The sequence below is a fragment of the Aureimonas phyllosphaerae genome, assembly GCF_900113065.1.
In the GTDB taxonomy this organism is placed as follows: Bacteria; Pseudomonadota; Alphaproteobacteria; order Rhizobiales; family Rhizobiaceae; genus Aureimonas; species Aureimonas phyllosphaerae.
In genome coordinates this window covers 1-23414 of sequence record NZ_FOOA01000012.1, presented here as the reverse complement: position 1 = coordinate 23414, position 23414 = coordinate 1, and the positions used below count along the sequence as shown (strand labels likewise).

General features: G+C 66.9%; 22 protein-coding genes and 2 pseudogenes. 13 read left to right on the top strand and 11 right to left on the bottom strand.

Annotated features, from left to right (window positions below; genetic code table 11):
* Window positions 1-119: 119 nt before the first annotated feature.
* Window positions 120-717: pseudogene (locus tag BM175_RS14540) on the top strand (pyridoxamine 5'-phosphate oxidase family protein); the annotation flags it as partial.
* A gap of 42 nt (window positions 718-759) precedes the next feature.
* On the opposite strand, the pseudogene BM175_RS14535 reads toward BM175_RS14540, so the two are convergent.
* The 4 genes and pseudogenes from BM175_RS14535 to BM175_RS14520 all read right to left on the bottom strand — a co-directional run bounded on the left by BM175_RS14535 (window position 760) and on the right by BM175_RS14520 (window position 3754).
* A pseudogene (locus BM175_RS14535) lies at window positions 760-1515 on the bottom strand (IS5 family transposase).
* Between the two features lie 45 nt (window positions 1516-1560).
* Window positions 1561-2253: an ATP-binding cassette domain-containing protein gene (locus BM175_RS22420; RefSeq protein ID WP_139224638.1), complete on the bottom strand. Its 693-nt coding sequence runs from the start codon at window positions 2251-2253 to the stop codon at window positions 1561-1563.
* Window positions 2254-2376: 123 nt separating this feature from the next.
* Window positions 2377-2691 (bottom strand): hypothetical protein, encoded by a 315-nt coding sequence (locus BM175_RS14525; protein WP_244546017.1) that lies wholly within the window; start codon window positions 2689-2691, stop codon window positions 2377-2379.
* Window positions 2692-2731: 40 nt separating this feature from the next.
* Window positions 2732-3754, bottom strand: coding sequence for an alpha/beta fold hydrolase (locus tag BM175_RS14520; protein ID WP_090964247.1), 1023 nt, complete (start codon window positions 3752-3754; stop codon window positions 2732-2734).
* A 275-nt stretch (window positions 3755-4029) separates the two neighbouring features.
* On the opposite strand from BM175_RS14520, the gene BM175_RS14515 reads away from it, so the two are divergent.
* From BM175_RS14515 to BM175_RS14505, 3 genes are read left to right on the top strand one after another with little or no spacing between them, the layout of a single operon-like run.
* Window positions 4030-4791 carry an ImuA family protein gene (locus BM175_RS14515; protein WP_425285278.1) on the top strand — a complete coding sequence of 254 codons (762 nt, stop codon included), beginning with the start codon at window positions 4030-4032 and terminating at the stop codon, window positions 4789-4791.
* A complete protein-coding gene (locus BM175_RS14510; RefSeq protein WP_090964243.1) occupies window positions 4706-6226 on the top strand; it encodes a Y-family DNA polymerase in 1521 nt (506 codons plus the stop codon). The genes BM175_RS14515 and BM175_RS14510 overlap by 86 nt, the downstream gene beginning before the upstream one ends.
* A complete protein-coding gene (locus BM175_RS14505) occupies window positions 6223-9489 on the top strand; it encodes an error-prone DNA polymerase (protein WP_090964242.1) in 3267 nt (1088 codons plus the stop codon). Before BM175_RS14510 ends, BM175_RS14505 begins: the two co-directional genes overlap by 4 nt.
* A gap of 114 nt (window positions 9490-9603) precedes the next feature.
* Here the strand turns inward: BM175_RS14505 and BM175_RS14500 are convergent, their stop codons facing one another.
* The 3 genes from BM175_RS14500 to BM175_RS14490 are packed head-to-tail and all read right to left on the bottom strand — an operon-like array spanning window position 9604 to window position 13494.
* On the bottom strand, window positions 9604-10755 hold the full coding sequence (locus BM175_RS14500) for a metallophosphoesterase (RefSeq protein ID WP_090964240.1): 1152 nt from the start codon (window positions 10753-10755) through the stop codon (window positions 9604-9606).
* Between the two features lie 11 nt (window positions 10756-10766).
* Window positions 10767-12446, bottom strand: a complete 1680-nt coding sequence (locus BM175_RS14495; protein WP_090964238.1) for an FAD-dependent monooxygenase — start codon at window positions 12444-12446, stop codon at window positions 10767-10769.
* A gap of 1 nt (window position 12447) precedes the next feature.
* Window positions 12448-13494: an aldo/keto reductase gene (locus BM175_RS14490; protein WP_090964236.1), complete on the bottom strand. Its 1047-nt coding sequence runs from the start codon at window positions 13492-13494 to the stop codon at window positions 12448-12450.
* 82 nt (window positions 13495-13576) lie between these two features.
* Between BM175_RS14490 and BM175_RS14485 the strand changes: the two genes are divergently transcribed.
* From BM175_RS14485 to BM175_RS14475, 3 genes are all read left to right on the top strand, one after another.
* Window positions 13577-14230: a TetR/AcrR family transcriptional regulator gene (locus BM175_RS14485; protein WP_210185797.1), complete on the top strand. Its 654-nt coding sequence runs from the start codon at window positions 13577-13579 to the stop codon at window positions 14228-14230.
* 152 nt (window positions 14231-14382) lie between these two features.
* Entirely contained in the window at window positions 14383-14652 is a 270-nt protein-coding gene (locus BM175_RS14480) for a DUF1761 domain-containing protein (protein WP_090964231.1), read from the top strand.
* Window positions 14649-15221 carry a YdeI/OmpD-associated family protein gene (locus tag BM175_RS14475; RefSeq protein ID WP_090964229.1) on the top strand — a complete coding sequence of 191 codons (573 nt, stop codon included), beginning with the start codon at window positions 14649-14651 and terminating at the stop codon, window positions 15219-15221. The genes BM175_RS14480 and BM175_RS14475 overlap by 4 nt, the downstream gene beginning before the upstream one ends.
* Window positions 15222-15258: 37 nt before the next feature.
* Here BM175_RS14475 and BM175_RS14470 read toward each other — a convergent pair whose 3' ends face one another.
* Window positions 15259-15705, bottom strand: a complete 447-nt coding sequence (locus BM175_RS14470) for an anthrone oxygenase family protein (protein WP_090964228.1) — start codon at window positions 15703-15705, stop codon at window positions 15259-15261.
* Window positions 15706-15794: 89 nt separating this feature from the next.
* On the opposite strand from BM175_RS14470, the gene BM175_RS14465 reads away from it, so the two are divergent.
* Complete coding sequence (locus BM175_RS14465; protein ID WP_090964226.1) at window positions 15795-16271, top strand: MarR family winged helix-turn-helix transcriptional regulator; 477 nt, start codon at window positions 15795-15797, stop codon at window positions 16269-16271.
* A gap of 23 nt (window positions 16272-16294) precedes the next feature.
* On the opposite strand, the gene BM175_RS14460 is transcribed toward BM175_RS14465, so the two are convergent.
* From BM175_RS14460 to BM175_RS14450, 3 genes are read right to left on the bottom strand one after another with little or no spacing between them, the layout of a single operon-like run.
* Entirely contained in the window at window positions 16295-16774 is a 480-nt protein-coding gene (locus BM175_RS14460) for a hypothetical protein (protein WP_090964224.1), read from the bottom strand.
* Between the two features lies 1 nt (window position 16775).
* On the bottom strand, window positions 16776-16997 hold the full coding sequence (locus BM175_RS14455; protein ID WP_090964222.1) for a hypothetical protein: 222 nt from the start codon (window positions 16995-16997) through the stop codon (window positions 16776-16778).
* A gap of 13 nt (window positions 16998-17010) precedes the next feature.
* Window positions 17011-17439, bottom strand: a complete 429-nt coding sequence (locus tag BM175_RS14450) for a nuclear transport factor 2 family protein (RefSeq protein ID WP_210185796.1) — start codon at window positions 17437-17439, stop codon at window positions 17011-17013.
* A 99-nt stretch (window positions 17440-17538) separates the two neighbouring features.
* On the opposite strand from BM175_RS14450, the gene BM175_RS14445 reads away from it, so the two are divergent.
* The 5 genes from BM175_RS14445 to BM175_RS14425 form a co-directional block, all read left to right on the top strand.
* Window positions 17539-18099, top strand: coding sequence for a TetR/AcrR family transcriptional regulator (locus tag BM175_RS14445; RefSeq protein WP_090964220.1), 561 nt, complete (start codon window positions 17539-17541; stop codon window positions 18097-18099).
* A 643-nt stretch (window positions 18100-18742) separates the two neighbouring features.
* The gene (locus BM175_RS14440) at window positions 18743-19735 is read left to right on the top strand and encodes an SDR family oxidoreductase (RefSeq protein WP_090964218.1); all 993 of its coding nucleotides are present in this window, start codon (window positions 18743-18745) and stop codon (window positions 19733-19735) included.
* Between the two features lie 12 nt (window positions 19736-19747).
* Window positions 19748-21532 carry a glycoside hydrolase family 15 protein gene (locus BM175_RS14435; protein ID WP_090964216.1) on the top strand — a complete coding sequence of 595 codons (1785 nt, stop codon included), beginning with the start codon at window positions 19748-19750 and terminating at the stop codon, window positions 21530-21532.
* The gene (locus BM175_RS14430) at window positions 21519-22493 is read left to right on the top strand and encodes a cytochrome ubiquinol oxidase subunit II family protein (protein ID WP_090964214.1); all 975 of its coding nucleotides are present in this window, start codon (window positions 21519-21521) and stop codon (window positions 22491-22493) included. The genes BM175_RS14435 and BM175_RS14430 overlap by 14 nt, the downstream gene beginning before the upstream one ends.
* Window positions 22480-23414: cytochrome c oxidase subunit I (locus BM175_RS14425; protein WP_175526864.1), on the top strand; the 935-nt coding region annotated here is incomplete at its 3' end. The genes BM175_RS14430 and BM175_RS14425, both read left to right, overlap by 14 nt.

Genomic DNA, 23414 nt, shown 5'->3' with positions numbered 1-23414 from the left:
TTCGTCCTTCCGAAAAGTGGCAAGGTGCTTTGCGATCATGCCGTATTCAGCCACCGGATGAAAAAACGCATCTTTCGGGTCGGCGAGCCCGAGCGGCCTGCGCAGCGAGGATGGTCTTCATGCCCTACGGCTTCATGGACATTGCCGCGACGCCGAGCGTTCGGGCCGCACAGGCCGAGATGGGCGTCGAGCAGCACTGGCTGGCCTTCAAGGGTGCGCGGCTTCGATCGCTTCACCGCGAACGAAGCCGACTTCATCGCCGCGCGCGACAACTTCTACATCGCGAGCGCTTCCGAGACGGGGTGGCCGTATGTCCAACATCGCGGCGGCCCGCGCGGCTTCCTCAAGGTCGCCGACGACACCTCGCTCTCCTTCGCCGACTACAGCGGCAACCGGCAGTATATCAGCCTCGGGAACTTCAACGCGGACGACCGCGCCTGCCTGTTCCTGATGGATTACGCCCGCCGGGCGCGGCTAAAGATCTATGGGCATGTCGAGATCGTCGCCCCCGAGGCGGATCCGCAGCTTTTGGAACAGGTCACTGTTCCCTCCTACCGGGCGCGGATCGAGCGGATCGTCCGCGTGCGGCTCGCGGCCTTCGACTGGAACTGCCCGCAGCACATCATCCCCCGCTTCACGGAAGCGGGGATTGCCGAGGCGGTCCAGCCAATGCGCGAGCGTATAGCGGCGCTCGAGGCCGAGAACGCCATCTTGCGCCAAGGAACAGCCCCGTCGACCATTAGGGTCAGGACTCATAGCTCAGAGCCAGAAGAGAACGGTGGCAGCCAGTGCGATGGCGGAGAAGAAGACGGTTGGACAGCGGTCGTAGCGGGTCGCGACACGGCGCCAGTCCTTGAGGCGGCCGAACATGATCTCAATGCGGTTGCGGCGTCTGTAGCGGCGCTTGTCGTGTTTGACGGGCGCGTTGCGAGACCTTCGCCCAGGGATGCAGGGCTTGATGCCCTTTGCTTGCAAGGCGTCCCGGAACCAGTCGGCATCGTAGCCGCGGTCACCGAGCAGCCACTGCGCCTTGCAGATCGTCAAGCAAGGCTGCCGCGCCGGTATAGTCACTGACCGGCCCAGCGGTCAGGAAGAAGCTCAGCGGACGACCGTTCGCATCAGCCACGGCATGAAGCTTGGTGTTCATGCCGCCCTTTGTGCGACCGATCAGGCGGCCAAGGCCCCCTTTTTGACCGCAAGGCTCGAGGCCGTGCGGTGCGCCTTCAGGTAGGTCGCATCGATCATGACGGTCCTGGGATCGGCACCGGCTGCGGCCAGCCCCTCCATTATCCGGACAAAGACGCCCGCTTCACCCCAACGCTTCCAACGGTTGTAGAGCGTCTTCGCGGGCCCATAGTCCTTGGGCGCATCGCGCCATCGCAGGCCGTTGCGATTGACGAAGATGATGCCGCTCAAAACCCGCTGATCGTCGACCCGTGGTCTGCCGTGGCTCTTGGGAAAGAACGGCCGCAACCGCTCCATCTGCTCGTCCGTCAGCCAATACAGATCGCTCATATCCAGTCCCCCAGACAGAGCCTGAACCAGACCGCGCGCCTCAAATCAATGGGTCCTGACCCTAGCCAGATGCATCTCGATCACTGTGTCCCCGGGATCATTGCGGTTGAGCATGACCCCGAGATCGTTAATAACCTTGAGGCGACAGAGAATTGCTTCGCAGCGCAGCACGGCGACAAACTCGCGTGCTACGCTGAACTCAAGCGCGGAACTGGAAGCGTCGATCCAAACTAGTTCGCTAGGATCGTGACGCCTAAGAAATGTGAGCGCAAGAGGCAGTTCCTCGTTGTACTCCAGTTCGCTTCCCCATCCTGTATTTTCATCGGCGCCGCCGTCTCGGGCGCTTTCCAACTTCCACTTTAGGTCGTCGAAAGTTGATCCGTAATGTCTGGCCTTCTCGATCCGGAACCCGAAGCGCGGGGCATAGCCGCAATAATCCATGATCGCGCTGATCTGGTGGAAGGAGGAATCGTCCACATCTAGCGAGCGTGCAACCGCGCGCTTTACAAGATTTGGCGGCTTATGATCGGATCGGCCGACCGAGATACGTCGAATACCTCGCATTCGTGCGAACCGATCATGCGGTGTGTTCGACACAGCAACAACGTTCTCGTGGCGGTAGGACTCTGCCAGAGACCTTAGGAACGTGCTTTTTCCAGAACCATTTGGTCCGACGAGTATCGCGACAGCATCTTCGCGTTGATGATCGAATAGTTCAAGATCCCGCAATGTCGCCATTTTTTCCTGTATAAAATGCAGTAGGCAGTTGCTGCGCGAAGCAGCGCAAGTGTATCTCAATAGCCACGTTTTTGGTCGCACGGCAACAGTGGGATTCGCCCCGGTCTTGCGGTTCGGCGGGACTCAAACGAACGGCACGTTTGGGGCGAAGGCGGAAGCGTTCCTATCAGTGACGGTGGGTCGAAACCCGCCGCTAGCCATTGTCGAACTCGGCAGGCAGTTCACCGTAACGGACCAGCACGACCGGGCCCTCGACGACTCCCCGGTGTCGGTGTCAACCGTCTGCTGGAGCGCGACGACACCGGCGGTGCGCGCGACATCTCGCTCGGCCCGCCTTTGTGCTTCCGTGGCCGTCTTGAACTCCATCAGCCGTCCGGCGACGAGGCGCTTGCCCATGCGCTCGAACTGCTGGACGATGAACAGGAGCTTCTCGGGCATTGGCCTCTCCGGTAGCAAACTGCGAACGCCGCAACCTGCATCACTCTCTGCCCGACCCTAGCACCTCCAGCAGTTTTGCTTGGAATGGCTCCGGTGCCTCGACCTGTGGCGAGTGCCCGAGCTCGGGGAACTCGACCAGCGCGGCGTCAGGGATCGCCTCCGCCGCCTGCCGGCCGAGCGCGGGATACTGGCCCAAGGTTTCGGCAATGTCCTTGCTCGCCCGGTTGCCGCCGGGGGCGGTCCGGTCGAGCCCGCCGATCATCAGGACGGTGGGAACGGCAATGCGCGCGAACTCGTGCACCACTGGCTGGGTGAACACCATGTCCGAGGTCTGCGCCTGGTTGCGGGCGACGATCGCCCGGCCGTCACCTGCGTACATCCCGGCCAGCATCTCGACCCAGCGGTCGTAGTCCGGCTTCCAGGCGCCGTTGTAGTAGATGCGCTGCTGATAGGCCTTGATGCTGTCGAAGCTCGTCTTCAGTTCGCCCTCGTAGGCGTCGTCCAGCGTCTGGTACGGCACGCCCTTCGCCTGCCAGTCCTCGAGGCCGATCGGGTTCACCAGCACGAGCTGTCCGACGTCGTCCGGGAACATCAGCGCGTAGCGTGCCGCCAGCATGCCGCCCATGGAGTGCCCGACGACGACAGGCTTCTCGATGCCTAGTTCGGCGACGAGGTCGTTCGTATGGGTGGCGAGGTCGGGGAAGCTGAACTGGTAACCTGCGGGCTTCGACGACTTGCAGAAGCCGATCTGGTCGGGCGCGAGGACGCGGTACCCGGTCTCCGTCAGAACCGCGATGGTCCGCTCCCAGGTCGCGCCGCAGAAGTTCTTGCCGTGGAGAAGCACCACCGCCCGACCGTTCGCCTCGCCGACGGGGGCGACGTCCATGTAGGCCATTTCGAGATCCTGCCCCTGGGACCGGACCGTGCGCATGGCGACGGGATGCGGGTACTCGAAGCCTTCCAGCCGCGGACCGTAGACAGGGTGCGGGGCGCTCGTTTGTGCCGAGGCCGCCAAAGGCAGAAGGGCGCCGAGCAAGGCGGCGGGGAGGGACCAGCGGATCATGGGGTGGATGCCTTTCGCGATGCGTCCCGCTTACCTTGGGCGCGGTGCCGACACCGCCAGCATCCTCTCCGACCCGTGATGTGAGCGTCAGGGGGTGGTCTCCGAGCCCCGGGGATTCGTCGGCTGCGAATACGCCCCCCGCTAAGTTGTCCACAGGGCGCTCGCGCTTCGGTGGACAGTCGGGCGGTTCATTGACTCCCGGGCTAGCCTCGGAACAGAACGGGAACATATTCTCCGGCTGAGTCGCCCTTAGGAATCCGGTCCCGTCCAAACAGATGCCCCGCATGCCCCACACCTCCGTCCTGGCCGACCTGCGCGAGCGCGTCCAGCGTCTCGAGGGCAGGGACGCGCGGGTTCGCAAGGCTTTGCCGTTTGGAGTGCCGGAGATCGACGGGCGCTTGCCGGGCGGCGGCCTCGCGCTCGGTGCCTTGCATGAGGTCGCCGGCGGCGGAAACGGTGCTGTCGATGGTGCTGCCGCTGCGCTCTTCACGGCCGGCGTTGCCGCTCGCACGAAGGGTAAGGTTCTCTGGTGCGTCACGCGGCAAGATCTCTTCGCTCCCGCGATCGCCCAAGCCGGCCTCGCACCTGGCCGGGTGATCTTCGTCGAGGCCGGGGACGAGAGGATGCTCCTCGCGTGCTTTGAGGACGGTCTCCGCCATGGCGGGCTCGGCGCGGTCGTCGCCGAGGTCGCCAAGCTCTCCATGACGGCGTCGCGCCGGCTCCAGCTCGCCGCCGAGGGGTCGGGCACGCTGGCACTGGCGGTGCGCCGATGGCGGCGCCAAGCCGAGGCCGCCGACTTCGGCCAGCCGACCGCGTCCGTGACCCGCTGGCGCGTCTCCGTCTTGCCGTCGCGGCCATTGCCCGTTCCTGGCGTCGGCCGGTCACGCTGGCTTCTCGAACTCCTCCGGTCCCGCGCGGGTGAATGTGCCGACTTCGAAGTGGAGGCGTGTGATGCTCAGGGTCGTCTCGCTCTACCTTCCACGCTGGCCGACCGATCGGCTGCGCCGCAAGTCGCCGGACGCCGCGCCGCCGGCTGACGTTCCGCTGGCGCTCGTCGGGCGGGATGGGAGCCGACGTATCGTGGTGGCTGCGGACGAACTGGCGGAGCGGGCTGGGCTCCATGTCGGCGTGCCAGCGACTAAGGCGCAAGCGCTGGTGCCCGGCCTCGCCATCCTGGACGCCGACCCGGTCGGGGACGCGGACGCGCTCGACCGCTTGGCCATATGGGCCCTTCGGTTCTCGCCCGTGGTCGCCGCCGACCCGCCGGACGGGCTCGTCGTCGACACGTCCGGCGCCGATCACTTGCATGGTGGAGAGGAGGCCATGCTCCGCATGATCGTCGAGCGCTTTGCCTCGTCCGGGCTGGAGGCGCGCGTTGCCATCGCGGACACATGGGGCGCCGCCCATGCGGCCGCCCGGCACGCGGGCGCTGCCATGGTCCTCGTCGAGCCGGGCCGGACGGAGCATGCCCTCCAACGTATGCCGCTGGCCGCGCTGCGCCTGCCTGAGCGCATGCGGCACGATCTCCATGTCCTCGGCTTCGCGACGGTCGGCGACCTCGCCGCGCAGCCTCGGGCGCCCCTTGTTCAGCGCTTCGGCCCGCAGCTCGTCCGGCGGCTCGATCAGGCGTTTGGCGCGGTTCCCGAACCGATCGAGCCCGTGCGGTCGCCGGACCTCGTCGAGGTGCGCCGCGTGTTCGGCGAGCCCATCGGCGCGCCGGAGACGATCAAGCGGTATGTCGGCAAGCTCGTCGTCGCCCTTGTCGCCGAGCTTGAACTGCGCGGCCTCGGTGCCCGCCGGCTCGACCTCCTGTTCGGTCGCGTCGACAACAGATGGGAAGCCATCCGCATCGGCACGGCCAAGGCGGAGCGCGACGCGCGGCGCCTGACGCGGCTCCTTTGCGACCGCATCGAGAAGGTCGACCCGGGCTTCGGGATCGAGGTCATGACGCTCGCGGCGACCCATGCCGAGCCACTTGGTGCGGCCCAGGTCGTCTCCTCGCTGGTTGAGGAGCCGGAGGCAGATGTGTCCGGGCTCGTAGACCTTTTGGCGAACCGGATCGGCGAGCGCAGGCTATACCGCTTCGCCCCGGTCGCCAGTGACGTGCCGGAGCGGTCCGTCGCGCGCGTCGAACCAATGAGCGTCGACGACGGCGCGTCCTGGGACGACCACTGGCCGCGGCCGTCCCGCATCCTGCCGCGCCCCGAGCCCGTCGAGACGATGGCCCTCCTTCCCGACAACCCACCCGTCTGGTTCTCGTGGCGGGGGCAGCGCCGACGCGTCCGCCGCGCCGACGGCCCGGAGCGGGTGTTCGGCGAATGGTGGAAGCGGGAAGCCGAGGCCGCCGAAGTGCGAGACTACTTCCGCGTCGAGGACGACGCCGGAGAGCGGTACTGGATCTTCCGAGCCGGCGATGGTGAACACCCCGAGACCGGCTCCCACAAATGGTATCTCCACGGCATCTTCGGATGAGCAGCCACCGCTACGTCGAGCTCCAGGTGACCTCGCACTTCTCCTTCCTGCGCGGCGCCTCGTCGTGCGAGGAGCTGTTCGCCACGGCCAGCCTGATGGGCATGGAGGCGCTCGCCGTCGTCGACCGGAACTCGGTTGCCGGGATCGTGCGAGCGCACGAGGCGGCCAAGACCACCGGCGTCCGCGCCATCGTCGGCTGCCGCCTCGATCTCGTCGATGCGCTGCCCGTCCTCGTCTACCCGACGGACCGTCCGACTTATGCCCGCCTCTGCCGACTCCTGTCGCTCGGCAAGTCGAGGGGCGGGAAGGGCAGGTGCGTCCTCCACTGGGACGATGTCGTCGTGCACGGGGACGGCATGCTCGCCGTTCTCGTCCCCGATGAGGCTGACGTGAACCTCGGGCGCCAACTCCGTCGCCTGCGGGAGGCGTTCGGCAACCGGGCCTACGTCGCGCTGACCCTGCGTCGCCGCCCTAACGATCAGCTCCGCCTGCACGAGCTCTCGACCATGGCGCAGGCGATGAGCGTGCCGACCGTCGTAACGAACGACGTCCTGTTCCACGAGCCGGATCGCCGGATCCTTCAGGACGTCGTCACCTGCATCCGCCACAACGTCACGATCGACAACGCGGGCTTCCGCCGCGAGCGGCATGCCGACCGTTACCTCAAGCCACCGGAAGAGATGCACCGCCTCTTCGCCCGGTATCCGGAAGCGCTCGCCCGGACGGTCGAGATCGCCGGCCGCTGCCGCTTCACCCTGTCCGAGCTCGCCTATCAGTACCCGGAGGAGAAGCAGTTCCCCGACCTCACGCCGCAGGAGGCGCTGGCGAAGCTGACCTGGGAGGGCGCGGCCGAGCGATATCCTGAAGGCCTACCAAACAGCGTCCGGCGCAACCTCGAGCACGAGCTCCGGCTGATCGAGCGGCTGGATTACGCGCCGTACTTCCTGACGGTGAACTCGATCGTCCGCTTCGCCCGTTCGAAGGGCATCTTATGCCAGGGCCGCGGCTCGGCGGCGAACTCCGCCGTCTGCTACGTCCTCGGCGTCACCTCGATCGACCCCTCGCGCAACGACCTCCTGTTCGAACGCTTCGTCTCCGAGGAGCGTCGCGAGCCACCGGACATCGACGTCGACTTCGAGCACGAACGGCGCGAGGAGGTCATCCAGTGGGTCTACGAGACCTACGGGCGCGACAGAGCCGCCCTGTGTTCGACGGTTATCCGCTACAGGGCCAAGGGCGCGATACGCGATGTCGGCAAGGCGCTCGGCCTGCCCGAGGACCTGACGAAGACCCTGTCGTCCCAGGTCTGGGGCTGGTCGGAGGACATCGACGAGAAGCACGCGCAGAGCATCAACCTGAACCTCGAGGACCGGCGCCTGCGTCTGGCGCTCGAGCTCGCGGGCCAGCTCGTCGGCTTCCCTCGGCACCTGTCTCAACATCCCGGAGGCTTCGTTCTGACGCGGGACCGCCTCGACGAGCTCGTCCCCATCGAGCCGGCCGCCATGGTCGACCGGCAGGTGATCGAGTGGGACAAGGACGACATCGACGCGCTGAAGTTCATGAAGGTCGACGTGCTCGCCCTCGGCATGCTGTCTGCCATGCGCAGGGGACTGGACCTCCTTCGGGAGCACAAAGGCATCGACCTCGACCTTGCTAGCATCCCGGCAGAGGATCCGCGCACCTACGCGATGATCCGTCGGGCCGACACGCTCGGCACCTTCCAGATCGAGTCCCGCGCCCAGATGGCCATGCTGCCGCGGATGAAGCCAAGGACCTTCTACGACCTCGTCATCGAGGTCGCGATCGTCCGCCCCGGGCCGATCCAAGGCGACATGGTTCACCCGTACCTTCGGCGCCGCGAGGGAAAGGAGAAGGTCGTCTTCCCGAAGCCCGAACTCGAGCGCGTCCTCGGCAAAACGCTCGGCGTGCCGCTGTTCCAGGAGCAGGCGATGCGCGTTGCGATCGAGTGCGCCGGGTTCACGCCGGGCGAGGCCGACCAGCTCCGGCGCGCCATGGCGACGTTCAAGTTCACGGGCGGCGTCTCCCACTTCCGTGACAAACTGGTCGAGGGAATGGTCGCCAACGGCTACGAGCGCGAGTTCGCCGAGAGGACGTTCCGCCAGCTTGAGGGCTTCGGATCCTACGGCTTCCCGGAGAGCCACGCGGCGTCCTTCGCGCTGATCGCCTACGCCTCAAGCTGGCTGAAGTGCTGGCATCCTGACGCGTTCTGCGCGGCGCTCCTGAACGCCCAGCCGATGGGCTTCTACGCCCCGGCGCAGATCGTTCGTGACGCGCAGGAGCATGGCGTCGAGGTCCGACCCGTCTGCGTCAATGCCAGCCGCTGGGACTGCACGCTGGAGCCGCGGGCAGCGGAAGAGTTTTCCGATGCTGACGACGGACGGTTCGCGGTCCGGCTTGGCTTGCGCATGGTGCGGGGCTTAAGCAATGCGGACGCTGCCCGCCTCGTCGCAGCCCGGCAGGACACGCCTTTCGCTTCCGTCGACGACCTCTGGCGCCGGGCGCGTGTTCCGCATGCCGCGCTGACCGAGCTCGCGGAGGCCGATGCCTTCCGTCCCGCCATAGGGGTGAGTCGCCGGGACGCGCTATGGGCGATCAAGGCGCTGCGCGACGAGCCGCTCCCGCTGTTTGCCGCGGCTGCCGACCGGGAGGCGGCGACTGTGTCCGAGCAGGTTGAGCCGGTCGTCCGGCTCCGTGCGATGCCCGAGGGCGGCGAGGTGGTCGAGGACTACGGCCATGTCGGGCTGACGCTCCGCCAGCATCCGGTGTCGTTCCTCCGGGCCGAACTGGGCCGGCGGCGCGTCATCACCTGCGCGGAGGCGATGGCGTCGCGGGACCGACGCTGGGTGGAGGTCGCCGGCCTCGTTCTTGTCCGCCAGCGGCCGGGCTCGGCGAAGGGCGTCATGTTCATCACGATCGAGGACGAGACGGGCGTCGCGAACCTGGTTGTTTGGACGAAGGTGTTCGAGGCGAACCGCCGGACGGTGCTTGGAGCCGGGATGATGGGCGTGCGCGGAAGGATCCAGCGGGAAGGGGAGGTCGTCCACCTCATCGCCCACTCGCTGAGCGATCTGTCCCAGGAGTTCGCGAGCGTCGGGCGTCGGGGACGGGCGGATGACAGTGGTGCCGATACTGCGACTATGACCGCGGCTGTGCCGCCGCGCATGCCGCCCGCCAAGATGATGGCGGATCCCTACGGCCACGTCGTCGACGAGATCCGGGTGAAGACGCGGGACTTCCGTTGAGGGTGGTTTTCTGCCGGTCGGCTTTCGGGACGAGTTTGGCGAAAGCTGCCGTCGACGGAGAGCCCTGGCTCCCCCGCAAGCGTTCGCCACGAGTACCGGAGATCTTCCGGAAGGTCAGCGAATAGCACCGACATTGTCTTCCGACCGGTTTTCTTTCCGACGAAGGATTACGAGAGTGAGTTCCGACGGCACGCCCAACCGCAAGGCGAACCCGGGCCAGAGCGCCGTGCCGTTGTTGGCGTAGAGGGTCATGCCGTCGACCTCGTAGCGCCCCGAGACGTAGCCGCCGTTCGCCCGGGCTATGATGCGGTCGAGGCCGCGGATCATTCCGCCGTGCGCGTGGCCGGAGAGTTGCAACGCCACGCCCCGCCCTGCTGCCTCGCGGGCATTCTTCGGCTGATGGTCGAGAAGGATGACGGGGACGCCCGTCGGCGTGCCGGCAAGCGCGGCGTCCAGGTCCGGAGGCGCGTCGCCGGTCTCGGATGCGGAGAGATCCGTCACGCCGGCGAGGACGAGGCGGCCTCCGTCACGGGCGAGCACGGTGTGCGCGTTGACGAGCGGGCGCAGGCCGAGGCCGGCGAGATGCTGCATCCACCCGGTGTAGCCGAAGAAGTACTCGTGGTTGCCCGGGACGAACCATACGCCGTCGGGCGCCGCGAGATCGCGCAGGGGCGCCACGTCGCGCTGCCGGGCGGCAAGCGTTCCATCGATGAAGTCGCCGGTGACGACGATCAGATCGGCCCCCAGCGCGTTGGTGTTGCGCACCACGTCGCGCGCCCAGCCCTCGGGGAACAGCCGGCTGAGATGGAGGTCGGTGAGCTGGACGAGACGATAGCCCTCGAAGGCGGCGGGCAGGCCAGCTATCTCGACGGTAAGGTCGCGTACGGGCGGCACTCGCACCGCCTGTGCGATGCCGATTGCGGCCAGCATCGCGGCAAGTCCCGCAGCCGCGTAGCGCAAGGATGCGGGGACCGTCGTGGCGCCCCGGCGCGCCATCGCCAGCACGAGCGATCCGAGATCGATCGCTAGCTGTAGCACGGCGAGCAGGAGGATCGCGCCGAAAGCCCAGTTGAACAGGAGGACGATCAGGCGGGGGAACTCCGGCGCGAAGACGGAGCCGGACGAAAGCCTGCTCCACAGGTGATACTGCGAGGCCACCAGCATCGCCGCTCCCAGCGCCAGCTTGAAGAGGAGGGGCCACGGCAGCGGTGCCACGAAGCGGGTCAGCAGATAAAGGCATGGCACCGAGAAGACGAGGTGAAGCATACGGACGGGACCTACGATGTTGGCATCGGGACGGCGAACGTCGCGACGTGCTCGACCAGCGCCGGCAGGTCGGCGGCACCGCCACGAAACGACAGGTGACCGTCCGGCCGCACCAAGAGGATGGCGGGTGTCCCGCCGAGGCCGAGCGCTTGGTGGACGACCTGATCGAGGTCCCATGCCGCCGACATCAGCGGCTCGTCACCGCTGGAGGCAGGGTCGGCGATGACCAGCAGCGGGCGCACCCAATCGCGTGGCGACAGGGCGTCCGCCGCCGCGGCGAGATGGGGGTGGGTCTTGCGGTCGCCGCCGTCGAGCAGAAGGAGGCGCCAACCCCAGCTCCGCCCCTCGGGATTGCGGATCTGATCGAACAGCGTGGTGGCTTGCCCGTCGTTCAGCACGAGCGGGGCGTCCGGCACCCGGTCGCCCGCGCGGGTCGAGCCGGCAAGGCGCGGATCGAGCTGCCCGAAGCGCTCCTCGCTCAAGCGGCTGTCGCGGTAGTTCAGATCGAGCTGCGCTAGGTCGCTGCCGCCGAACACGTAGTCGGCGACCTGCGGCACGGCGCCCGCGATCGCGCCGAGCACCGCGTCGGCCGCGCGGCCACGCCCCATGAGCTGCCGGAAGCCGCGCACCTGCTGCGCGTCGAGCCGGCGGTTGGCCGCGCGGCGCTCCTCGGCATAGCTGTCGAGCAGGGTAGGCGTCCCGGCGTCCGCCAACACCATGGCGAGCCGCCAACCGAGCGACACGGCATCGATGAAGCCCGAGTTCATGCCCTGCCCGCCGATCGGCAGGTTGGCGTGCGCTGCATCGCCCGCTAGGAACACCCGGCCCGCCCCGTAGCCAGGCGCAACGCCGTGACGGAACGTGCCGTGGGACACCCAAGTCGGGTCGGCGATGTCGAAGGTCGCGTCGCCGGTCACCTCGCGCCCACGCTCCACCATCTCCTCACGCGTCGGGTCGCGCGCGGGCATGGCCTCCCCGCTTTCCAGCAGGAACAGGCGGTACTGGTCCTTCCACACCGGCAGCACCCCGGCGAAGCCATGCCGGAACAGGAAGAAGAAGGCGGTGTCGCGCTCGATTGGGCGACGCCACGTCAGCGTCCCGTCGATCTGACGGATCGCCCAGCCCGGCAGATCCTCGGCCTCGAAGTCGAGCCCGACCGCCTTGCGCACCGTGCCCTTCACGCCATCGGCGCCGACGAGGTAGCGGCAGCGCAGCTCCATCGCCGCGCCGGAGGCTTCGCCGTCGTCGCCGACCGGGACCACCGTCACGGCCACGCCGTCAGCGTCCTGACGGATGTCGCGGACCTCGTGCGCATGTTCGACGCGGTGGCCGCCCGCCTCGAGGTGCTTGGAAAGCCCCGCCTCGATCGTGCCCTGGTTGGAGAACAAGACGTCCGGATAGGGAGACGGCAGGTCGCGCGTGCTCTGTCGGTGGATCGGCCGCCCGTCGAGCATGTATTGCGTGTAGGGCGCAATGTGGCTGATCTTCGCCAGCGTGTCGCGCACGCCGATCGAGGCGAGGAGCTCCTGCGCCCGGGCGATGACGTTGTGACCCTTCGAAGCCCCGGAGATGCCGGGCGCACGCTCGAAGATGCGGAACGCCACGCCGTGATGGGCCAACGCGCAGGCGATGGCGAGGCCGACGGGCCCCGCGCCGACAATGATGACATCGGTATCGAAGGATGCTGTCATGTCACTCGCCCTTCGGCAGCGTGCCGGTCGCCAGGAGCGACGCGCGCGCGGCGCTGCCCTGCGTCAGCATCCAGCCGGGGTATTCCGGGTTCGGCCCCGCGAGCCCGCCGAGCATCTCCATCGCGTCGTCCGTCAGCTCGACCGCGACGGCCCTCAGGTTGGCGTCGAGCTGCTCGACGCTCTTCATGCCCGTGATGATGCTGGCGACGGCGGGTTGCCGGCGCAGCCAGGCGAGCGCGACCGCCTCCAGCGAGGTCTCGTGCGCCGTCGCGATCGGCTCCATCGCGTCGAGCACCTTGGCCCCACGTGTCTCGTCCACGGGCGGGAAGGGGATGGTCTTGCGCCGGCCTCCGTCGGCGCCGCTGCGGTACTTGCCGGTCAGATAGCCGCCGGCGAGCGGGCTGAACGCGATCAGGCTCAGGCCGTGATGCTCGAGTGCCGGCACGACGTCGCGCTCGATCTCGCGGCCGACGAGCGAGTAGTAGCCCTGGTAGCTCTGGAACCGGGCATTGTTGGTCCGCTCGGCGAGCCCAAGCGCGGTCGCGACCTGCCAGGCCGCCCAGTTCGATACCCCGAGGTAGCGCACGAGGCCGCGACGCACGAGGTCGTCGAGGGCTGCGACTGTCTCCTCGACCGGCGTCGCCGGGTCCCAACCGTGCATCTGGTAGAGGTCGATATGGTCGGTGCCGAGCCGTCGCAAGCTGGCCTCCACCGCGTCGACGATGTGCTTGCGCGAGCCGCCCGCATCGTTCGGGCCTGCCCCCATCGGGTGCTCGAACTTAGTCGCCAGCACAATGTCCCGGCGCGCGATCCCGAGGTTGCGGATCGCCCGTCCGAGGATCTCCTCCGACTGCCCCTCGGCGTAGACGTCGGCGGTGTCGACGAAGTTGATGCCCGCGTCGATCGCACGGCGCAGGATGGCGTCCACCGCGTCCTGCCCGACGCCGCTGGCGGCCGCGTATCGGCCCTTGGACTGGCCGAAGGTCATGGTGCCGAGGCACAGTTCGGAAACGAACAGGCCGGTGCGGCCGAGACGATTGTAGCGCATGACGATCCTCCTGCGTGATGGGACCAGAACACGAAACGGACTTTATGGTTCCGGAACTAAATGGTATCGAAAAGGGATGTCAATGACCGATCAGGACCCGAACCCCTCCCGTGGAGGCCGCAAGCGCGACGCCTCGCGCGACGCCGCGATCCTCGAAGCCGCGATCGACACGCTGGGCGAGGTCGGCTTCGAGCGGATGACGATGGACATGGTCGCCGCGCGCGCCGGCGCCGGCAAGGCGACCGTCTACCGGCGCTGGCCCTCCAAGGAGGCGCTGGTGCTGGAGGCGGTCGCGCAGACGAAGCGCGATCAGGTCGACCTCGACCGTCTGCCCGACACCGGCTCGTTCCGCGGCGACATGCTGGCGCTGTTCCGGCCGAAGTCGGTGACTGAGACCGAGCGCAAGCTGCGCGCGGTGGCGGGGGTCGCGACGCTGCTCTCCTTCGCGCCGGGCTTGAGCGACGCCGCCTCGGACGCGCTGACCGGGCCCTGGGTCGCCGCCAATCGGATCCTCATGGAGCGGGCGGTGGCGCGCGGCGAGGCGAGGGCGTCGGCGCCGGTCGAGACGCTGGCGACGGTCATCCCCTCGCTCGGCGCCTTCCGCTCGCTCGTGCAGCGCCAGGCCTTCGACCGCGCCTTTCTGGAAGCCATGCTCGACGATGTCGTCCTGCCCGCCCTCGGCATCCGGACAAAGGTGCCGTCGCAACCCGTTTCCCCCAGCGATCCCAAGGAGTGAGTCCCGTGTCCCTCGTTTCTCAGCCGATCAGTTGGATCGGCATCCTCGCCGCCGCGGTTGCGGTGATGGTGCTCGGATGGGTCTGGTTCGCGGTTCTGTTCGCCCGCGCCTAGGCGCGCGTCTTCGAGCGACCCTTCGAGCCGGGCGCCAAGATGCCGCCGCTCTTCATCGCCGGGCCCTCGCTCTGCATGCTCGTCACGACCGTCACGAGCGCCGTCCTGATGCCGGCGATCGGCGTCGCGACGCTGGGCGGTGCGATCGGGTTCGGCGCGTTGGTCGGGGTCGGCTATCTCGGCTCGACCGCGGTCAACATGGCGATCAACCCGCTGGTGCTCCGGCCGCTCGCCTACGGGTTCCTGAGCGCAAGCTACTTCCTGGTCGCCAGCATCCTCATCAGCATCGTCCTGTTCCTGGTCGGATGAGCGACGCGACCGCGCCCCACATCAAGGCCGGACTGCCGGTGCTCCTGTTCCCGGACGCAGCCGCCTTTGCGCGGTGGCTGGAGATAACGGACCGGGCGGTGCGGGGCGCTTGGCTCCAGTTCGCCAAGAAGGGCACGGATGCCGCGAGCCTGTCCCGACAGGACGCGATCGACGCGGCGCTGTGCGAGGGCTGGATCGACGGGCAGAGCGCCACCTGGGACGAGCGCTTCTTCCTCGTCCGCTTCACGCCGCGTCGCCCGAAGGGGCGCTGGTCGCAGGTCAACCGGCAGCGGGCTCGGGAGCTGATCGAGGCCGGATGGATGCGGGACGCGGGCTGGGCCGAGATCTTGGCGGCGCAGCGGGACGGCCGCTGGAACGCCGCCTACCCGCCCTCCAGTACCGCCGTGCCGCCTCCCGATCTCCAAATCGCGCTCGACGGCGACCCGGCGGCCACCGCGCGTTTCGCCGCGATGTCCAAACCTGAGCGCTACGCGCTGATCCTCAAGCTCGCGAACGCCAAGCTGGCGACGACGCGCGAGCGTTGCATCGCCCGTTTCCTGGCCGGATGAAGGTTTGTCATCCGGATCGACGCTCGACTGCCGAGGATCAGCGCGTCGCCGCGGCGAAGCCGAGAGCGGCCGATGCGAACGCAAAGGCGATCCGGACCCAATGCATGGCGAGCCAGGCGTCGATGCGTTCGGGGACGTCGCGCAGTGCGACGCTACCCTCGTTGAACGTCGCGTTGATCGGCAGGAAGTAGGCGATCGTCAGCGCCAGAAGCGCGACGATGCAGGCCAGGGCCGCCAACCAGAGCGTGCGCGCGGCGGTATCGGACCAGCATAGAACGAGCGACCCCACGAGACCGAGCAGCGTCGGCGCCACCACGAGGGGAATCGTTCGAGCGATGACCCCGCTGTTGGCCGCGAACCACGCTAGGAACTCGGCGGGCGGCAAGCTGCGCCAGTAGGTGCCGAGGATCAGCGCGATGGCGAGCATCACGCCAGCGAAGACGGCCGACCCGGCTACGGCGACGAACTGGAACGGAAGCAGCATGGAGGGATCCTTCGGAGGAGCCATATTTGACATCATGGTGCCAATATGAGAAAATAGACACCACGATGTCAATCGCCGACGATGGTCCAATGCCTACCAGTTCCCCCGCCGCTCAAACCCTGACGGACCTCGTTCTCACCCTCTTCCGAGTGAACAATGCCATGCTGGTGCGGGGCGACCGTCTGGTGCAGCCTTTCGGGCTGACGAGTGCGCGGTGGCAGATCATGGGAGCGATCGCCTATGCCGACCAGCCCCGCCCCGTGGCATGGCTGGCCCGCGACCTCGGCGCCAACCGGCAGAACGTACAGCGGATCGTGAACGAGCTGGAGAAGGAGGACCTTGTCGCCTTCCAGGCCAACCCTCGGCACAAGCGCGCGCAACTCGTCGTCCTCACGGCCTCAGGGAAGTCAGCCTACGATCAGGCGGTCGAGGTCTGGTACCGCGCCGCCGATGAGCTGGCGACGGGGCTATCGCAGGAGGAACTGGCCATGAGCGTCCAAGTTCTGCGAACGATCCGCAGTAGGTTGACCGCGGACGATACGGCGGAGGGAGACGAGCCGGGGTGACGTCTGCCTTGAGGTCGATCCGGTCAGCGATCCCGTCTGATTGCGCTGAGACCATCGCGCAGCATGGAGAGCGTAGCGAGCACGACCGTCAGGTTCAGAGCCATGCCCACCGCAACGGAAACGGCTCCCATCCCGACGGAGCGGATGTTCAGGGCGTTGTGAAGGTTGGCGTCGTGGACGCTCCGATTGTGCACCCACATGTGGAACTGCGTGCCCGGGCTCTCGATCGCCGTGTGGGCGTAGATTGTGAAGGCCGTCGCGGTCGCGATCAGTGCCCAGCGAAGCCAGAAGGCGCGGACCGGTCCCATCAGCGCGAAGAGGACGATCGGATAGGCGGTCAGGCTGTAGGTGAAGGGCGTGACCCGTTCGCGGAACGGCCACCCGCTGTGATCGACGCGCAGGGCGTGATCGATGTGGTGGAGAACCGCCAGCCCGAGCGCAATGAGAAGCAGAACGGTCGTCCGCCTGCTCAAGCCGCCCGAACGGCTCCGCAAGAAGACCATGTCACGCTCGCTCCGCAGGAGAACGACGGCGAAGAAGCTTGGCGATGCGTCCCTGCTTCCAGAGACACAAGCCCGTCACGGTCGCCAGCGGGATGACGCCGAACCGGACGATGTCGGTCCAAAGCGGATCGATGCGCAGGGGAGAATAGATATAGGTTCCCAGTACGAGCGCGACGCCAATATGGAACCAGCGCACGAGGGACCGGAGGGAGGCGGAGGTCATGGCGATGCGGCTCCTAGCTGAGGATCGGGTGGACGGCGGCCTCTGCCACACCAAGTGCCGCCTGGCGCGCGAGGTTTTCGGCGACCGCCTGACTGTCCTCGTGGGCATCGATGTCGATCACCTTGCCCCAGCGCATCCTGACGATGTGGACGCCGCGATTCCGGTAGGGAGTGCCGTCCGGCAGCTCGTCGGTGGCCGACCAGCGGATGATGATGGTGGTGTCGTTCGGCAGACCCTTCACCCACACGTCCTCGACGGTCAGCGTCAGGTGTCGCCCGAGCCGGCCGAGGCGGTCGAACCAGCGGGCCAGCGTCTCCCTGTCGTGGCGCTCGCCACCGAGCGCGTGCCGGCCTCCGAAGCGATGATGGATATTGGTGGCGCAGTCCCCCAGCAGCGCGCTGAAGTCCTTATTGTTGACGCGTAGGAAGTTCCGTCGCGCCATCCGCTTACGATCGCATGGTACATGAACCCGCTCCTTTGTTGACAGTGTCAATATTGTTCGAAATGTTGACATCGTCAATATCCGTTGGTAGCAAAATTCATGGCCTATCATCATGGGGACGCCCGCAGGGCGCTGCTCACCGCGGCTGCGGCTATGCTGGAAAGCGAGGGGGCAGCAAGACTGTCGCTCCGCAGCGTCGCGGAAGCTGCCGGTCTTTCGCGCCAGGCGCCCTACAATCACTTCGCCAACAAGGAGGCGATGCTGGCCGAGTTGGTGGGCGACGGCTTTGCCGAGCTGTCACGCCGCATGGAGGCAACGGCTGAGGCTGCACCGTTCGATCGTCTGGTCGCGGCGGCCGACGCCTACATCGCGTTCGGCACCGGGCACCCGGCGACGTTCCGGCTGATGTTCGCGCGGGAGCTGGTGGACCTCCGCCGGTATCCAGAGGTGCAGGCGAAGGCCGCCGCCGCCCTGGCATCCCTGTCATCCATCGTCGGTCGGGTCGTGGGGGCCGATGCCGTCGCAGACGCGACGCTTGTCGCCTGGGGTCTCGTGCATGGCTACACGCAGTTGTGCATCGAGGCCGGCATCGAGGGTCCTGCCGCGCGTCCCGACAGGGCTCGCCTGTTCGCCCATGCGGTCGCCGGCATGGGGAGGTAAGGTGCCGGCGCGTCCAGAGCGACGCCGTGAAGCGGAGGCGTTCGGGATGACCCGCGAGGTAGTTCTGAGCCGTAGTTCGCCATTTCGAAACGTGCTTCAGAATACTGGCCGTCGGGGTGGCCGTGCAGCGATTATGAAAGAGGGTCGTAACGTCGAGCGCCCATACGACCGCTTTCGGGAAGCCGCTAGAGGATTTGGAACGGCAATCATGGGTCGATAGCGGATGGACCGCTTCCAGGCATCCGTTTTTCTGGCGCCGATCGGCTCGGCTGGGTGGTTTGCTGCCTGTCCGCTTCCGGATAGCTTTTTGCATCAAAGCGGACATAACAGCAGAAGTCGCACACGCCCCCTTGTGCCGGAGCGTGCGGCGGACCGATCCTTTGCCTTTGGACCGCCAACGTCCGCCTCGCCGGTCAGGGTCGGGCTTGGCTAACCAATGGCTGCACCAGTTGGCAGTGGAATCGTGTCCCGTCCCAGTTACATAGGTTTGCGGAAGGCGACAGGTCTAATGCTTTCCGACCGATGCAACTTCCGAAACGCGGAGGAGAGCCGAGCCGCAACATTAAATTAGCAGAGTGACCGTTGCCGCTCCTGATCGGGCATCAACTTAGCGGTCCACAACTGATTAGGTGGGACGGCACCAGTGAACAAGATCGTAGTCATAACGGGCGCTGGCGCCGGGGTGGGGCGAGCGACGGCCGATGAGTTCGCCCGGGCCGGCTACGATGTCGTTCTCCTATCCCGCGATCCCGAACGGCTGGAGCACGCTGCAAGGTATGCTCGACAACAAGGCGTTCGAGCCCTGCCGATCCCGACCGACGTCGCGGACGCGGCAGCCGTGGAGGCCGCCGCCGAGCGGACAGAACGTGAACTCGGGCCCATCGACGTCTGGGTCAACGTCGCCATGGCAACCGTGTTCTCGCCGGTCGCCAAGCTGACGCCCGAAGAGGTCGAGCGTGGAACGCGTGTCACCTACCTCGGACAGGTCCACGGCATGATGTCCGCGCTCAAGCGCATGCGAACCCGCGATCGCGGCGTCATCGTGAATGTCGGCTCGGCGCTGGCCTACCGGTCTGTTCCCCTCCAGTCGGTCTACTGCGGTGCCAAGGCGGCCATCCGCGGCTTCACGGACTCGCTGCGATCCGAGATCATCCACGACAGGCTGAACGTGCGGATCACGATGGTGGACCTGCCCGCGGTCAACACGCCGCAGTTCGACTGGGCCCTGAACAAGATGGGTCGCCAGGCCCAACCCGTTCCTCCAATCTTCGAGCCCGAGGTCCCTGCGCGGGCCATCCGCTTCGCCGCGGAGCACGACCGGCGCAATGTCTGGGTCGGCTACCCCACGGTGCAGGCGATCCTCGCCAACCGGATCGCGCCGGGGCTTCTGGACCGCTACCTTGCGCGGAGCGGCTACTCCGGCCAGCTCACGCAGGAGCCGAAGCCGGACAACGCCCCGAGCAATCTCTTCGAGCCCGTAAAGGGCGACTACGGCTCGCACGGCCGCTTCGACAGCCGTTCCAAGCCGCGCAGCATCCAGATGTTCACGGACCGCCATCGCACGGCGTTCTGGGGCCTTGCCGGACTTATCACCCTCTTCGGGCTGCATCGCCTTGCGCGTCGCTTCGACGTCTGACAGCCGAAGCCGTTGACCGTTCCACTCGAAGACTACGCCCTGATTGGCGACGGCGAGACCGTCGCCCTCGTGTCGAAGCATGGATCCGTGGATTGGCTCTGCCTGCCGCGGTTCGATTCGCCTGCCTGTTGCGCTGCGCTTCTCGGCGACGAGCAGCATGGGTTCTGGCGTCTTGCCCCGGAAGGGGAGGTGCTGGAGAGCCGGCAGAGCTACCGCCCCGACACGATGGTTCTCGACACTGAGTTCCGGTGCAAGGCCGGCACGCTCGTTGTCACGGACTTCATGCCCGTACGGGACGGGCGGCCGCTTCTGATCCGGATCGCGCGAGCCATCAAGGGAAGCGTCGAAGTGATCTCGCGCGCCGCCTTCCGGTTCGACTACGGCAACATGCCGCCCTGGATCGTTCCGGAGGGCATAGGGCTCGCCATGCATGTCGGCCCCGACAAGCTGGCTCTTTATGCCGACGTTCCCCTCGATGTGGAGGACGACGTCGTCGTGTCCCGCCTTATGCTGGCGGAAGGTGAGAGCCGGGCCTTCGTTCTCGCCTATGGACGATCCAACGAGATCGTCGGTGACGGGATCGACGCCGAGGCGGCGCTCTGCGACGCTGAGGACGAGGGACGCAGGTGGATCGCACGGCTTGAGGATGACGGCCTCGCCTATCCGCAAGCCGTTCGGCGCTCGCTGCTGACGCTGAAGACCCTGATCCATCGCCCAACCGGCGGCCTCGTCGCAGCGCCCACGACCTCGCTGCCGGAGCAGCCAGGCGGCACCATGAACTGGGACTACCGCTACTGCTGGCTGCGCGACGCCGCCTTCACGCTGGACGCTTTCGTCGAGTGCGGGTTCGTCGAGGAGGCGCGCGACTGGCGCGACTGGATCCTGCGCGCGGTCGCGGGAGCTCCGGAGAAGATGCAGATCATGTACCGGGCCGACGGGTCCCGTCGGCTCGACGAGGCGGAGCTTCCCTGGCTGCCGGGCTACCGCTTCGCCAAGCCGGTGCGCGTCGGCAATGCGGCCGCAGGCCAGCTCCAGCTCGACGTCTGGGGCGAGCTCATGTCCGCGCTCCACATCGCCGAGCGAGCCGGCATGGAGCGGACGACCCAAGGGCGGCACCTCGAGCATGCCGTCGTGGATCACGTCGCGAGGGTCTGGACGCATCCCGACCAGGGGCTGTGGGAAAGCCGCGGCGAGCCGCGCCATTACGTCTACTCCAAGGCCATGGCCTGGGTTGTCCTGGATCGCTTCCTGAACGGTCGGGGCGCCGAGGAACTTTCGACGGAGCGCCGCGCGGAACTTCATGCGCTGCGCGACCACATGCACGCGACGATCTGTGCGGAAGGCTTCGACGTGGGCCTGAACAGCTTCACGTCCTTCTACGGCGGGTCGGAAGTAGACGCCTCGCTGCTTCTCCTTCCCAAGATCGGTTTCCTGCCGATGAGCGACGCGCGCATGGCGGGAACGCTGCGGGCGATCGAGTCTCAACTCGTCGAGGGCGGCTTCGTGCGACGTCACCGCATGGAGGCTCTCGTACCGGAAGGCGCGTTCCTCGCCTGCTCGTTCTGGCTGGCCGAGTGCCTTCTGGGTGTTGGGCGCCGCGCGGACGCGATGAGGACGATCGAGGCGGTGATCGGCGTCGTCGGCGGCACCGGGCTCCTGTCGGAGGAATACGACACGAGGTCCCGTCGGCTTGCGGGCAATTACCCGCAAGCCCTCAGCCATCTGGCCTTGGTCCAAGCCGTTCTGGCGCTGAAGCGGTTCGACGACGGGAAGCGAGGCAACGATGCCGACCTCTAGTCCGCAAACTGCTCGATCCGTTCGGCATAGTGCGGCACGCCTTGCCGCCTTCATCCCGCTTGCGCTTCTGGCGGGCTGCGGATCCGGCATCAGCTTCCTCGATCCTCACGGACCCGTCGCGGCCACGCAGCGCGAGCTGTTCTTCGAGATCATCGGCTGGATGATGATCGTGGTGATTCCCGCCATCACGCTCGTGCCGTTCGTCGCTTGGCGCTTCCGGCGCACGGCGAGGAACGCCGTCTACCGCCCAACCTGGCAGTTCTCCTGGCCGTTGGAAATTCTCGTCTGGGGGGTGCCGATCGTTCTCGTCTGCATCCTGGCGACGCTGATCGCCGGTAAGGCGCGCTCGCTCGATCCCTATGCCGCGATCCCGTCCGACAAGCCGCCGCTCGAGGTCGAGGTCATCGGCCTCGATTACAAATGGCTGTTCGTCTATTCCGAAGAGAACGTCGCGAGCGTCGGTGTCTTGGCGCTGCCCGTCGATCGCCCGGTGCGCTTCCGGTTGACGAGCGACACGGTCATGCAATCCTTCATGATCCCGGCGCTCGGCAGCCAAATCTACGCGATGGCCGGCATGGTGACGGAGCTCAATCTCCTCGCCGACCGGCCGGGCGTGCTTCTCGGTCAGAACACCCAGTTCAACGGCTTCGGCTTCCAGAACCAGAAGTTCGACGTCCTGGCCATGCCGGAGGCGGACTTCGACCGCTGGATCACGAACGCCGGACGTGTCGGTCGCCCGCTCGATGAGGGGGCCTACGCTATCGTGTCGCAGAAGGGCAAGCTTGCCGACCTGCGATCGCGGTTCGACTTCGATCCAGCGATGGGACTGATCTTCTCGAGCGTCGTTTCGAACCTCTTCACCACCGTTGTCGCGAGATACCGGCCGGATGCCGCCCATCGGCACGAGCGCGCGGAAGCTGAGAACCACCCGAGCGAGGGACACGCCCATGCCGACCATTGAAGGCTGGTGGCCGCTCGTCTTCGGGCGGCTGTCCTACGACGCCTTGCCCTTCTACAGCGGCATCGCGACGGCCGCGGCCTCGCTGGTCGTCGTGGGGGCGATCGCGGTCGCGGCCCTCCTGACCTGGCTCGGCCGCTGGGGCTGGCTCTGGCGCGAGTGGCTGACCAGCCTCGACCACAAGAAGATCGGCATCATGTACGTCGTGATCGCCATGGTGATGCTGTCGCGGGCCGTCGTCGAGGGCTCGCTGATGCGCGCCCAGCAGGCCATCGCGTTCGACAATCCGGGCTATCTTCCGCCCGAGCACTTCGCCCAGCTCTTCTCGACCCACGGCTCGATCATGATCTTCTTCATGGCGATGCCGTTCCTGACGGGGATCATCAACTTCGCCCTGCCGCTTCAGCTCGGCGCGCGCGACGTCTCGTTTCCGCTCCTGAACTCGATCTCGCTCTGGCTGACCGCCGGCGGCGCCGGCCTGATGATGGTCTCGCTCGTCATCGGCAAGTTCTCGACCGGCGGATGGAGCGGCTATCCGCCCTATACGGATGCGACCTTCAACCCGGGCGTCGGGCCGGACTACTGGATCTTCGCGGTGACACTCGGGTCGCTTGCCTCGACCATGACCGGCATCAACGTCGCGGTGACGATCTACAAGAAGCGGTGCGGCGGCATGAACCCGTTCCGCATGCCGCTCTTCTGCTGGACGTCGCTGTGCACCGCCATCCTGATGATCTTCGCCCTGCCGCCGCTGACCGTGGCGACCGGGTTCCTCGCCCTCGACCGCTACATCGGCACCCACTTCTTCACTAACGACGGGGGCGGCAACATGATGAACTTCGCCAACCTGTTCTGGCTGTTCGGGCACCCGGAGGTCTACATCCTGATCCTGCCGGCCTTCGGCGTCTACTCGCAGGTGATCTC